General features: G+C 31.2%; 14 protein-coding genes. 11 read left to right on the top strand and 3 right to left on the bottom strand.

What is annotated here, in order from left to right; translation table 11 throughout:
- Positions 1-42 precede the first annotated feature (42 nt).
- The gene (locus ACH5TX_RS14395) at positions 43-1,335 is read left to right on the top strand and encodes an aminopeptidase P N-terminal domain-containing protein (protein ID WP_439340195.1); all 1,293 of its coding nucleotides are present in this window, start codon (positions 43-45) and stop codon (positions 1,333-1,335) included.
- A gap of 61 nt (positions 1,336-1,396) precedes the next feature.
- On the opposite strand, the gene ACH5TX_RS14390 is transcribed toward ACH5TX_RS14395, so the two are convergent.
- The gene (locus tag ACH5TX_RS14390; RefSeq protein WP_439340194.1) at positions 1,397-2,719 is read right to left on the bottom strand and encodes an aspartate kinase; all 1,323 of its coding nucleotides are present in this window, start codon (positions 2,717-2,719) and stop codon (positions 1,397-1,399) included.
- Between the two features lie 175 nt (positions 2,720-2,894).
- Here ACH5TX_RS14390 and ACH5TX_RS14385 point away from each other — a divergent pair, with 175 nt between their 5' ends.
- On the top strand, positions 2,895-3,551 hold the full coding sequence (locus ACH5TX_RS14385) for a hypothetical protein (protein WP_439340193.1): 657 nt from the start codon (positions 2,895-2,897) through the stop codon (positions 3,549-3,551).
- A gap of 59 nt (positions 3,552-3,610) precedes the next feature.
- On the opposite strand, the gene ACH5TX_RS14380 is transcribed toward ACH5TX_RS14385, so the two are convergent.
- Positions 3,611-5,299, bottom strand: a complete 1,689-nt coding sequence (locus ACH5TX_RS14380) for an FAD-dependent oxidoreductase (protein ID WP_439340192.1) — start codon at positions 5,297-5,299, stop codon at positions 3,611-3,613.
- A gap of 164 nt (positions 5,300-5,463) precedes the next feature.
- Between ACH5TX_RS14380 and ACH5TX_RS14375 the strand changes: the two genes are divergently transcribed.
- From ACH5TX_RS14375 to ACH5TX_RS14365, 3 genes are all read left to right on the top strand, one after another.
- Complete coding sequence (locus ACH5TX_RS14375; protein WP_439340191.1) at positions 5,464-6,261, top strand: alpha/beta fold hydrolase; 798 nt, start codon at positions 5,464-5,466, stop codon at positions 6,259-6,261.
- Positions 6,262-6,299: 38 nt separating this feature from the next.
- Positions 6,300-6,584, top strand: coding sequence for a DUF1660 family phage protein (locus ACH5TX_RS14370; RefSeq protein WP_439340190.1), 285 nt, complete (start codon positions 6,300-6,302; stop codon positions 6,582-6,584).
- 81 nt (positions 6,585-6,665) lie between these two features.
- The gene (locus tag ACH5TX_RS14365) at positions 6,666-6,896 is read left to right on the top strand and encodes a DUF1660 family phage protein (RefSeq protein ID WP_439340189.1); all 231 of its coding nucleotides are present in this window, start codon (positions 6,666-6,668) and stop codon (positions 6,894-6,896) included.
- Here ACH5TX_RS14365 and thiL read toward each other — a convergent pair.
- A complete protein-coding gene (gene thiL / locus ACH5TX_RS14360; RefSeq protein ID WP_439340188.1) occupies positions 6,886-7,932 on the bottom strand; it encodes a thiamine-phosphate kinase in 1,047 nt (348 codons plus the stop codon). The two genes, ACH5TX_RS14365 and thiL, sit on opposite strands and share 11 nt — an antisense overlap.
- A gap of 285 nt (positions 7,933-8,217) precedes the next feature.
- On the opposite strand from thiL, the gene ACH5TX_RS14355 reads away from it, so the two are divergent.
- From ACH5TX_RS14355 to sufD, 6 genes are all read left to right on the top strand, one after another.
- Entirely contained in the window at positions 8,218-8,424 is a 207-nt protein-coding gene (locus tag ACH5TX_RS14355; protein ID WP_439340187.1) for a hypothetical protein, read from the top strand.
- A 182-nt stretch (positions 8,425-8,606) separates the two neighbouring features.
- Positions 8,607-8,936, top strand: coding sequence for a HesB/IscA family protein (locus tag ACH5TX_RS14350; protein ID WP_439340186.1), 330 nt, complete (start codon positions 8,607-8,609; stop codon positions 8,934-8,936).
- 16 nt (positions 8,937-8,952) lie between these two features.
- Positions 8,953-10,401: a Fe-S cluster assembly protein SufB gene (gene sufB / locus ACH5TX_RS14345; RefSeq protein ID WP_439336552.1), complete on the top strand. Its 1,449-nt coding sequence runs from the start codon at positions 8,953-8,955 to the stop codon at positions 10,399-10,401.
- 15 nt (positions 10,402-10,416) lie between these two features.
- Entirely contained in the window at positions 10,417-10,824 is a 408-nt protein-coding gene (locus ACH5TX_RS14340) for a hypothetical protein (RefSeq protein ID WP_439340185.1), read from the top strand.
- Between the two features lie 4 nt (positions 10,825-10,828).
- Positions 10,829-11,581: a Fe-S cluster assembly ATPase SufC gene (gene sufC / locus ACH5TX_RS14335; protein WP_439340184.1), complete on the top strand. Its 753-nt coding sequence runs from the start codon at positions 10,829-10,831 to the stop codon at positions 11,579-11,581.
- Between the two features lie 142 nt (positions 11,582-11,723).
- Positions 11,724-13,037 (top strand): Fe-S cluster assembly protein SufD, encoded by a 1,314-nt coding sequence (sufD, locus tag ACH5TX_RS14330; protein WP_439340183.1) that lies wholly within the window; start codon positions 11,724-11,726, stop codon positions 13,035-13,037.
- The last annotated feature ends 42 nt before the right edge of the window (positions 13,038-13,079 follow it).

Raw genomic sequence — 13,079 nt, 5'->3', positions numbered from 1 at the left:
TTTGTTTTTTAGTTAATGCATATTTAATATTTACAAGCAATTATGAAATACTTACAGATAAACAACTCCCTTTTTATACAAAACAGAAAAAACTTTATCTCTAAAATGCAACCAAATAGTTTGGCTGTTTTTAATTCTAATGATATATACCCCATAAGTGCAGATAGCACATTGCCTTTTCAGCAACACAGAGATATTTTTTATCTAAGTGGTGTAGATCAAGAAGAGAGTATTTTAGTTTTATTTCCAGACTGCCCTAACGAAAAACATCGTGAAATCTTATTCTTAAAAGAAACTAACGAACACATCGCCATTTGGGAAGGTGAAAAATTAACTAAAGAAGCTGCTTTTTCTACCAGTGGCATTAAAACTGTTTATTGGCTACAAGACATGGAAAAAGTCATGTTTGAATTAATGACACAATGCGATACCGTTTACTTAAATACCAATGAGCATTATAGAGCTTCAGTTGAAACAGAAACTAGAGAAGACCGTTACACTAAATGGTTAAAAGAAAAATATCCTGCACACGCCGTTGCTAAAAGCGCTCCAATTTTACAAAGACTACGCTCTGTTAAAAATCAAATTGAAATAGACTTAATACAACACGCCTGTAATATTACTGAAAAAGGATTTCGTCGTGTACTAAATTTTTTAAAGCCTGACGTTTGGGAATATGAAATTGAAGCAGAGTTTATGCATGAGTTTTTAAGAAATCGCTCAAAAGGGTTTGCTTACAGCCCTATTATTGCATCTGGAAATAATGCCAACGTATTACATTACTTAGAAAACAATAAACAATGTAAATCTGGCGACTTATTACTTTTAGATGTTGCTGCTGAATACGCCAACTATTCTAGTGACATGACGAGAACAATTCCTGTTTCTGGTCGTTATAACGAAAGGCAAAAAAATGTTTACAACGCTGTAAACCGTGTTAAAATTGAAGCAACAAAAATGCTTATTCCAGGAACTGATTGGGCAAAATATCATACTGAAGTTGGAAAACTAATGACTTCTGAACTTTTAGGCTTAAGACTACTTGACAAAGCAGATGTTCAAAATGAAAACCCTGATTGGCCTGCTTACAAAAAATATTTTATGCATGGAACATCCCACCACATGGGATTAGACACGCATGATTACGGTATTTTAACTGAACCTATGCAAGCCAATATGGTATTTACTGTTGAACCTGGTATTTATATTCCAGAAGAAGGTTTTGGTATTCGCTTAGAAGACGATGTTGTTATTCAAAATTCTGGAGAACCATTAAACCTTATGAAAAACATACCTATTGAAATTGAAGAAATTGAAGATTTAATGAATTCTTAAAAAAGAAAAGAGGGTTGTATTTAAAATACAACCCTCTCGCTAGCAATACTAAAAATGTATTTTATAGAGTGACTAATTCAAATAAATAATCGTTTAGTTTTTGCAGCGTATTAATTTTATCTTTTGAGTTTATTAATAAGGAAATATTATTGTTACTTCCTCCATAAGATATCATTCTAATTTTAATATCCTGTAATATTTGAAATAACTTATAGGTGTTTTCATGAATAACCACTGAATGCCCTACAAGACAAACAATACTTTGGTTTTTATCTACTTCTACTGACGAAAACGTTTCTAACTCAGCTACTATTTTATCTAAGTTTTTGTCATCATCAATAGTTAACGACACAGCAACTTCCGATGTCGTAATCATATCAATAGACGTTTCATAAACTTCAAAAATTTCAAATACTTTTCTTAAAAAACCATGAGCCTGTAACATTCTACCAGACTTAATTTTTATGGCAGTAATATTATCTTTTGCAGCGATGGCTTTAATACCGTTTTCAGAAGTTTTACTTGAAATTAAAGTCCCATAAGCTTCAGGATCCATAGTATTCTTTAAACGCACTGGTATACAATCTTTTCTAACTGGCGTCACTGTTTGTGGGTGCAATATTTTAGCACCAAAATAGGCTAATTCGGCAGCCTCATCAAATGATAGGTTAGAAATTGGCTTTGTATTTTCAACATATCTAGGATCATTATTATGCATCCCATCAATATCTGTCCAAATTTGCACTTCTTCAGCCTTAATAACAGCACCTATAATTGTTGCTGTATAATCACTTCCACCGCGTTGCAAATTCGAAACTTCATCATTAGCATCTAAACAAATAAATCCTTGTGTAATATATATTTCAGAATCTTCTGCATCATTTAAAACTGTTGCAAAATGTTGTTTTATATACTCAATGTTTGGCTCATTTGCTTCATCAATACGCATAAAACTTAAAGCTGGTAATAATGCCGAACGAATACCTTCCTGCTTTAAATACGCATTAAACATATAAGTAGAAAGCAACTCTCCTTGTGCAAGAATATTGTTTTCTAAAACTGTTGAAAAAGATTTATAAGTACATTCAACTAAAAAATTGAAAACACTAGAAACATATTCTTTTACATTTTTATTTAAATCATCATTTATTATAAGACCATCAATTGTCTTAAAATAAGTTTCATGCAAACCTTTAATCTTGTCTATAGCTTCATTAGGGAGCTTATCTTCAATATTTTTTGAAATAGCTACTAAATGATTTGTTGTACCAGACATAGCCGATAGTACAACTACCTTTTTCTTACCGTCGTTAATAATATTTTTAACGTTACATATATTTTCAATGGAACCAACTGATGTGCCCCCAAATTTCAATACCTTCATTTTCATTAATTTGAGCGCTAAACTATAACTACTTTAAGCAATAAAGATATTTATTAAAAAAAAAGTATATTTTTGCACAAACTGTTAAATAATTAACATTAAGTTTCTTTTTTTATGTTTAAACCATAAATTAATTGACACGTATAATTATTACATAACAATAAATATTTACTAAATGAAAACGGTATCGAATTGTGTTGAAGACATTTTAATAACACAACCTTATTTAGAAGAAGCGCTATCTAGAAACATAATAAACTTTAGTGCTCTAGCTATAGAATTGACAGAACCTATTAGTAAAATGCTAAAAAAAGAGGTGAAACCCGGAGCTATTATGATGGCTTTAAGACGCTATAATCCCCCAGTGACTTTAGGGAATTCTATAAAAATGAAAAAAGTTATTCAGAATTTAGGAGACATAACGGTTCGTTCTAATTTAAGTGATTTTACCATAAAAAATTCAGACACCATCATTGATAATCATGCTAAGATTTTAGAAAGAATAAATCAAGAAACAAAACTATTTTACACATTTACAAGAGGTATTCACGAAAGTAACATTATTATTTCTAGTGTTTTAGACGATTTTACTCGTGAATGCCTCAAAAACGAGACGTTTCTAGCTACTCAAGACGGACTATCGGCAATCAGTGTCAATTTACCACAAGACAACTCAAAAATAGCAGGTTTATACTATCAGTTTTTTAAACGATTGGCTTGGGAAGGCATCGTACTTTACGAGGTTATTTCAACAACAAACGAATTCACAATCTTAGTTGAAGAAGAATTTGTAGATAAAGCTTTTTCTGCTATTAAAAAGGTGAAAGCTTAATTTTCACACATTCACAACAACTAATTTTATTCTTTTTATTGATTAAAAACACCTAATTATTATTCAACCAATCTAGATTCTGGTATCTCGATATAATCACTATACATTTGCCAAATCTTAAAACCTCCAGCAACATTCATCACATTAGTTATTCCATTATTTCTTAAAATTAATTCGGCTAAATACCCTCTTAAACCTTTTTGACAAAAAATAATGATTTTTTTATCTTGAGATTTAATAAAACCAACCTGTTTTCTTAATTGATCTAATGGATAATTAACTGCGTCAGGAATGGTTCCTTTTTCATACTCTTTAACTGTTCTTGTGTCTATTAACAAATAATCTTCCTCTGAATTATTTTGCATAAAAGACTCTAATTCTTCAACTGAAATTTGCTCACTTCTTTCATTTAAAATATTCTCAGTTACGAAACTAGAGACAACAATAGGATCTTTTGCAGGTGAAAATGGAGGCGCATAAGCCAAATCTAGTTGAGATAAATCTGTTATTTTTAATTTAGCATAAATGGCAGTACTTAACACATCTACACGTTTATCTACACCAACTTCACCAAATAATTCCGCTCCTAAAATGGCTTCAGTTTCTGGGTTATAATATATCTCAGTAATTAAATCTTTTTGTCCTGGATAATAACCTGGAGTAGATCCTGCCACCGTTAAAACGGTTTTAAAAGGTATACCTTTTTTAGTCAAAGTTGCTGCATTCATCCCAGTTCTTGCCAATGTATAATCAAAAACTTTTATAATGGCAGTTTTGTAAGCACCTTTAAATTCAATAGTTCTTCCAACTACATTTGCTCCTGCTGCTCTACCTGCTTTATTAGAATGTGTTCCTAAAGGAAAATAATCAAACTCATTGGTTTGTAAATTTTTAATAGACACATTATCACCTGCCGCATACACATCTTTAATAGATGTCTCCATAAACTCATTAACTTTTAAGGCACCATTGCCAATAACTTCAGCTCCTTCTTGAACCAACAAATCTGTATTAGGCTTTATTCCAACACTTAAAATCACAAAATCGGTTGAAATTTGTTTTCCATCATTAGTTATAACAGATTGAATACTCCCATCTTTATCAATATCAAATTTAGAAACCAAACTTTCAGTTAAAACCTCTATACCTTCAGAAGTTAAAACGTTAGCTGCAAAGTTTCCAAATTTTTGTTGCCACATATTTAGTACGTGCGTAGAACCTTCAATTAACGTTACTTTCTTACCTGCGGCTTTTAAATTTTCAGCTACTTCAACTCCAATTAAACCAGCCCCAACAACTGTTATATGCTTTGACTCTTCTGTTAATCCTTCCTTAGTAATTTTATCAAAATCAATCATAGAACGACAGGTAGACCAATTACTAGCCAATTTTATATTTCCAATTGGTGGCACTACAGAACTTGCTCCTGTCGCAAAAATTAGTGTATCATATGCATACTCATTAACACTAGAAAATACCAACTTCTTTTTAGTGTCTATTTTTATAATTTCCTCATTTAAACGAACATCTATATTAAATCTGTTTTGAAGTAATTCTGGTTTCACAACCATTAACTTATCTCTACTTTCAATAACACCAGAAAAAGCATAAGGCATGCCACAAGTTGCATAACTAATATTTGCTCCTTTTTCAAATAAAACAATTTCAGCCTGCTCATTTTCTCGTCTAGCTTTTGCGGCTGCAGAAGGGCCTGCAGACAAACCTCCTATAACTATGATTTTTTTCATTTTGCTTAAAATTTCTAAACAAATTTGAATCAAAAATTTCAATAAGAATGTAATATTTGTTACTCTAACGTTTGCGTTAATTGGGTGTTTATAAATTTATTTTTCAGGATAAACACTCAATATGAAACTGCAACAATTATATCTTTGCTTAAAATAATACAAACATGGTTTTAACATACAAAGGCATTAAGTTATTCTATACTGATGAAGGCAAAGGTTCTCCTGTTATTTTACTTCATGGATTTTTAGAGAACAGTAATATGTGGCTTCCTTTTATTCCCGCATTATCAAAAAAGAATAGAATTATTTGTATTGATTTATTAGGACATGGAAAAACAGGATGTCTTGGCTATATTCATAGTATGGAACTTATGGCAGAAGCTGTAGAGGCTATTCTTTCTCATTTAAAAATAAATAAAGCAACTCTTATTGGACACTCTATGGGCGGATATGTTGCGCTCGCTTTCGCAGAAAAACACCCAAACAAAATAGAAGGCTTATGCCTTATGAATTCTACAGCAGAAGCAGACTCTAAAGAAAAACAAATTAATAGAAACAGAGCCATTGTTGCCGTTAAACAAAATCACAAAACATTTATACAACTTGCCATATCTAATTTATTTAGACCAAAAAACAGAACCATTTTTTCTGAAGAAATAAAACAAATAAAAAAAGAAGCCTTAGAAACACCTTTACAAGGTATTGTTGCAGCCTTAGAAGGCATGAAAATCAGAAAAAACAGAACCTCTTTATTATCGAATAATGATTATAAGCAAATGATGATTATTAGCAAAAAAGACCCTGCTTTAAATTATAACAACTTAATACATCAAACAAAAGACACCCAAGTTAGAATTATTGAATTTCCTGACGGACACATGAGCCATATTGAAAATAAATATCATTTCCTACAAAAAATAATGCATTTCATCGAAAAAATAAGTATTTTATCAACAATTTGAGTTCTTTTATTTATATTTAGTCACAAATAGTTTTCGTCATGAATAAAAAAACTAACCAGCCAACTTTAATTCCGAAAATATATTGTGGTATTTTTGGACATGATTATCAAGTAACCAAGAAAGTCACTTATCATGTTAAAGAATACACTTGTTGTCATTGTAAAAAACAATTAACAACAAATAGTAATGGAAAATTAATTGAATTAACACCTAATTTTAGAGAAATTAATGACATACTTGAGCGTATTCACTCCAAAAGAATGTTACGTTTAAAGAGAAAAACTACCACTTCGTCGATTTACTTGCATGCTGTTAAAAATTAACAATCTTTTTTAATACTTTAACATACTCTTACTAAGACTAATAAATAGCAAAAAAAGTAAATGAAAAACATTCAGTGCAAAATGTTCGGTCACGACTTTCAAGTAACAAGAAATGTGACGTATCATGTTAAAGAATACAGCTGCAAAAACTGCAAAAAAGAACTTACTACAAATGGCAGTGGAAAATTAACAGAATTGACTCCGAAATTTAAAGAAATAAACGATGTGCTAGAACGTATTCATTTTAAACGCAAAATTAGAACTAAAGAACAAACTGTAATTAACAGTAACTTATTAGTTTTTAAGCATTAATATTTTTCCACCCCTGAGCCTTTAAAGGTATTTTTGTATCTGCCCTTGTAACTAAATCAATTCCAGCGTTAACTTCTTTCATAAAACCAATTACTGTAAAATTTGGATTTGCTTTAATTTTTGGAAAATCGGCTTGTGAAATTGTAAATAATAACTCATAATCCTCTCCTCCATTTAAAGCTACTGTAGTACTATCAATATTAAATTCTTCACATACAGAAATCACTTGTGGATCTAACGGAATTTTAGCCTCATACAAATCACATCCTACATTACTTTGCTTACATAAATGAATAATTTCAGAAGACAAACCGTCACTAATGTCTATCATAGATGTTGGCTTAACATCTAAATCTTTCAATAACTCAATAATATCTTTACGAGCTTCAGGTTTTAATTGACGCTCCATTAAATAAGAATACATCTCTAAATCTGGTTGATTATTAGGATTTACTTTATAGACTTCCTTTTCGCGTTCAAGTATTTGCAATCCCATATAAGCAGCTCCTAAATCACCAGTTACAACCAGTAAATCATTTGGTTTTGCTCCATTTCTATAAACCTCCTTATCATGTTCTACTTCTCCAATAGCAGTAACAGAAATTAACAAGCCCGTAGTAGAAGACGTTGTATCACCACCAACTACATCAATATTATATATACTTGCAGCTGTTTCAATTCCTGCATACAAATCTTCTAAGGCTTCAAGCGGAAACCTATTAGACACCGCAATAGAAACAGTAACCTGTGTAGCTTTGGCATTCATAGCATACACATCTGATAGATTAACAACAATAGCTTTGTATCCTAAATGTTTTAACGGCACATAACTTAAATCAAAATGAACACCTTCAATAAGCAAATCGGTTGTTACAACAATTTTCTTTTTATCAAATTCTAAAACTGCAGCATCATCACCAACACCTTTAATTGTTGACTGCTGTTTAATCGTAAAATTTTTAGTTAAATGATCTATAAGTCCAAATTCGCCTAAATCACTTAGCTGCGTACGTTGTTGATTTTTATCTTCTATCATACTGCAAAAATAAGAAGCTTATTTATATTAATTAGCAAGCATTCAAAATTAAAAAGCTTCAAAAACATTTTAAAAGGTAGAATTTTTCAAGTCAACACAAACACAATTTTAACCTATAAGACAAAAATAAAGATCTTTTCACCCCATTATAAAACACTGATTTTCAAAGTAAAATTAATTAAAAGACAAAATAAGACTACATTAAATATGTGTTTTGACTAAAAAATATGTTTTTTATCTATTTTTTCATATATTTATCTCACTTAACCTCCTAAAGAATTTATTATGAATACAAAAAAAACCAATCTTTTTTGCTCAGTTTATGGTCATAATTACATTCATTTAAGTCATGCTAATGAAAACACACCTAAACTAATATGTAAATGTTGTAAAAGTTATTTTGACTTTAAAAGTGATGGCACTATAACTCCTGTTATATTAGAAAAAACGCAAGAACAAGTATCTTTAATCTACATGAAAATCACAGCTTAAGCATAAAAATACTTTATGATAAAAATCATACTTTAATTAGGCAAGAACCTTTAATTTCATCATTCCTTTCTTAATAAGAAAAACCTATTAGACCATATACTAATATAATGTTAGGTTGTATGGAAATCCATGACTTATATTGTATATTTGCAGTCTATTTAGACAAAATCTAATTAAAGATTATGATAAAAGTTTCTGATACAGCTAAGAAAAAGGTTATTGAATTAATGACTGATGACGGCTATAACCCAACCGAAGACTTTGTGCGCGTTGGTGTAAAAAGTGGTGGTTGTTCTGGATTGTCTTACGATTTAAAGTTTGATAAAGAAAATAACGAAGGTGATAAAGTATTTGAAGACAATGGGGTAAAAATTATTGTTGACAAAAAAAGCTTTTTATATTTAATAGGAACTACACTAGAATATTCAGGAGGGCTAAACGGAACTGGTTTCGTATTTAATAACCCTAACGCAAACCGCACTTGTGGTTGCGGAGAATCGTTTTCATTATAAAAAATAAGAAGTAATTATGTCGAAGTATACAGAAGACGATTTACGCGAAGAGCTTAAAACAAAAGAATACGAATACGGTTTTTATACCGATATAGAATCTGAAACATTTCCTATTGGTTTAAATGAAGATATTGTGCGTGCTATTTCTAAAAAGAAAGAAGAGCCACAATGGATGACAGATTGGAGATTAGAAGCCTTTAAGGTTTGGAAAGATATGACCGAACCAGAATGGGCGAATGTTAATTATGAAAAACCAGATTTTCAAGCAATAGCTTATTATTCTGCTCCAACAGCAGTTGATCCTAACAAAACATTAGACGATGTAGATCCCGATTTACTTGCTATGTACAAGAAATTAGGAATTTCGGTTGATGAACAGAAAAAAATGAACAATGTTGCTATGGATATTGTTGTAGATTCTGTGTCTGTTGCAACAACATTCAAGAAAACTTTAGGCGAAAAAGGCATTATTTTTATGAGTATTTCTGAAGCTATTAAAGAGCATCCAGAACTTGTAAAAAAATATTTAGGAACTATAGTTCCAACGAAAGACAACTTTTATGCAGCCTTAAATAGTGCTGTTTTTAGTGATGGTTCTTTCTGTTACATTCCAAAAGGTGTAAAATGCCCTATGGAATTATCAACTTATTTTAGAATTAATCAAGCAGGAACAGGACAATTTGAAAGAACCCTAGTTATTGCAGATGAAGGTAGTTATGTAAGTTACCTTGAAGGTTGTACTGCACCAAGTAGAGATGAAAATCAATTACACGCAGCCGTTGTAGAGCTTATAGCTTTAGATGATGCCGAAATAAAATATTCAACAGTACAAAACTGGTACCCTGGAAACGCTGAAGGAAAAGGTGGTGTTTACAACTTTGTAACCAAAAGAGGCTTATGCGAAAAAAACGCTAAAATTTCTTGGACACAAGTTGAAACAGGTTCTGCAGTTACTTGGAAATACCCTTCATGTGTATTAAAAGGCGATAATTCGGTTGGTGAGTTTTACTCAATTGCAGTAACAAACAATTACCAACAAGCCGATACTGGTACAAAAATGATTCATTTAGGTAAAAACACGAAGTCGACCATTATTTCAAAAGGAATTTCAGCAGGGAAATCACAAAACAGCTATCGTGGTTTAGTTCAAATTAATTCAAGAGCAGATAATGCCCGTAACTTTTCACAATGTGACAGTTTATTAATGGGTAACGAATGTGGCGCACACACCTTCCCATACATTGAAGCAAAAAATAAATCGGCAAAAATAGAACACGAAGCAACAACTAGTAAAATTGGTGAAGACCAAATTTTCTATTGCAACCAACGTGGTATCGATACAGAAAAAGCTATTGCTTTAATTGTAAACGGATTTAGTAAAGAAGTTTTAAATAAGCTTCCTATGGAATTTGCGGTTGAAGCTCAAAAATTATTAGAAATCAGTTTAGAAGGAAGTGTTGGATAAATTCAATAAAACAGAATGAAAAAAATATTTTTTACTCTATTAATTCTAACAGCTATTTTAAGTTGTAAAAACGAAACAAAATCTGAAGCAGAAAAAATAACTGATAGTTTAAAAGAAACTGCTAAGCAAAATGACGGATTAACCACATTAAAAGGTCAATTCGTATTTTATGATGATGCCGCTGTATTACAAACACCTACAGAAATATATGGTGTGTTTATTACAGATAAAATGAAAGAGTTAGAAACACTAGCAAAGCAACACAAAAAAGCACCAACCGATATGGTTAAGGTTGAAATAAAAGCTAAAGTTTCAACACAAAAAGATGACAAAATTCTTTGGGATAAAAAAGTTGAAGTTGTTGAAATAATAAAAGTTTCAGCAATAAATAAAGATAATAACGTAGTTAAATTAGGAAAATAATAGCATGTTAAAAATAACAAATTTACAGGCCAGTATAGAAGATAAAGCCATATTAAGAGGCATTAATTTAGAAGTAAAACCAGGAGAAGTACACGCTATTATGGGACCTAACGGTTCTGGAAAAAGTACATTATCTTCTGTAATTGCTGGAAAAGAAGAATACGAAGTTACAGACGGCACCATTCTTTTTAACGACGAAGATATTAATGACCTAGCTGCCGAAGAACGTGCACATAAAGGCGTGTTTTTATCTTTTCAATACCCAGTAGAAATTCCTGGAGTTTCGGTTACAAACTTTATAAAAACAGCTATTAACGAATCTCGTAAAGCTAAAGGTTTAAAAGACATGCCTGCTAAAGACATGCTTAAACTTATTCGTGAAAAAGCAGAATTATTAGAAATTGATAGAAAATTTTTATCACGTTCTTTAAACGAAGGCTTTTCTGGAGGTGAGAAAAAGCGTAACGAAATTTTTCAAATGGCTATGCTAGAACCAAAACTAGCTATTCTTGATGAAACCGATTCTGGCTTAGACATCGACGCCCTACGCATAGTAGCAAATGGCGTAAATAAACTTAAAAGCAAAGACAACGCTGTTATTGTAATTACACACTACCAACGTTTGTTAGACTATATCGTTCCAGATTTTGTACACGTACTTTATAATGGCCGTATAGTAAAATCTGGTGGTAAAGAGTTGGCACATGAGCTTGAAGAAAAAGGATACGACTGGATTAAAGAAGAAGTAGACGCGTAATTAGTTAGCAGTATTCAGTTTACAGTAGTTTACTCAACTGATTACTCTTACTAATCTATTAAATAATAAAACAGTTATAAATTATACAGACTTAGTAGTACTTTTAACTGCTTACTGAAGACTGACCACTGAAGACTGAAACATGGATTTAAAAGAAAAATTATTATCATCCTTTTTAATTGTTGACAATCAAGTAGACATAGACTCCTATGTACACGATGTTAGAAACGATGCTATAAAAATATTTAAAGAAAAAGGCTTTCCTTCTAAAAAAGAAGAAGCTTGGAAATACACATCTTTAAATAAAATTTTAAAAAAAGATTATAGCGTTTTTCCTAAGCAAGAAAATGTTATTGAATATAGAGATGTTCAAAAGTATTTTATTCATGAAATAGACACCTATAAAGTTGTGTTTGTTGATGGAAAATATGCATCACATTTATCTAGTACTACGCACGATGGTATGGATGTTTGCCTTATGTCTTCAGCTTTAACAAAACCTAAATACCGTTTAATTATTGAAAACTATTTCAATAAAGCTGCAAGTACAGATAGTTTAACATCATTAAACACAGCATTTGCAAGCGAAGGTGCATACATATACATACCAAAAAACAAATTGGTAGATAAGCCTATTCAAATTATAAATTTCTCTACAGGAAACGAAGCGGCAACTATGTTACAACCACGTAACTTAATTGTTGTAGAAGAGAATTCGCATGTACAAATTATAGAACGTCACCAAAGTTTAACCAAAAATGCGGTATTAACAAATAGTGTTACCGAAATTTTCACAAACAAACGTGCTATTGTAGATTATTATAAAATACAAAACGATAATAGCGACGCATCCTTAATAGACAACACCTTCATCAAACAAAAACGAGAAAGCGTAGCATCAGTACACACTTTTTCATTTGGAGGTAAATTAACACGTAACAACCTTAACTACTATCAAGAAGGCGAGCGTATCGATTCTATATTAAAAGGTGTAACCATTTTAGGAAACAAACAACATGTAGACCACAATACTATGGTACATCATATCGAACCAAATTGCGAAAGTCATCAAGATTACAAAGGCATATTTGGCGATAATTCAACAGGTGTATTCAACGGTAAAATAGTTGTAGAAAAAGAAGCGCAAAAAACAAACGCCTTTCAATCAAACAACAATATTTTAGTAAGCGACAAAGCATCTATAAACACCAAACCACAACTAGAAATTTTTGCCGACGATGTAAAATGTTCTCACGGTTGTACCATTGGTCAGTTAGACGAAAGCGCTATGTTTTACATGCGTTCGCGTGGTATTCCAGAAAAAGAAGCCAAAGCTCTTTTAATGTATGCCTTTAGTAATAATGTATTAAGTTCGGTTAAAATACCAGAAATAAAACAACGTATCACCAAAATTATCGCAAAAAAACTAGGTGTTAATATTGGGTTCGATTTATAGAAAATTTTGTCATTCCCTCGAAAGAGGGAATCTCATAAAAAG

The sequence above is a fragment of the Thalassobellus citreus genome, from assembly GCF_044385915.1.
Lineage (GTDB): Bacteria > Bacteroidota > Bacteroidia > Flavobacteriales > Flavobacteriaceae > Thalassobellus > Thalassobellus citreus.
This window is presented reverse-complemented; position numbering and strand designations above follow the sequence as displayed.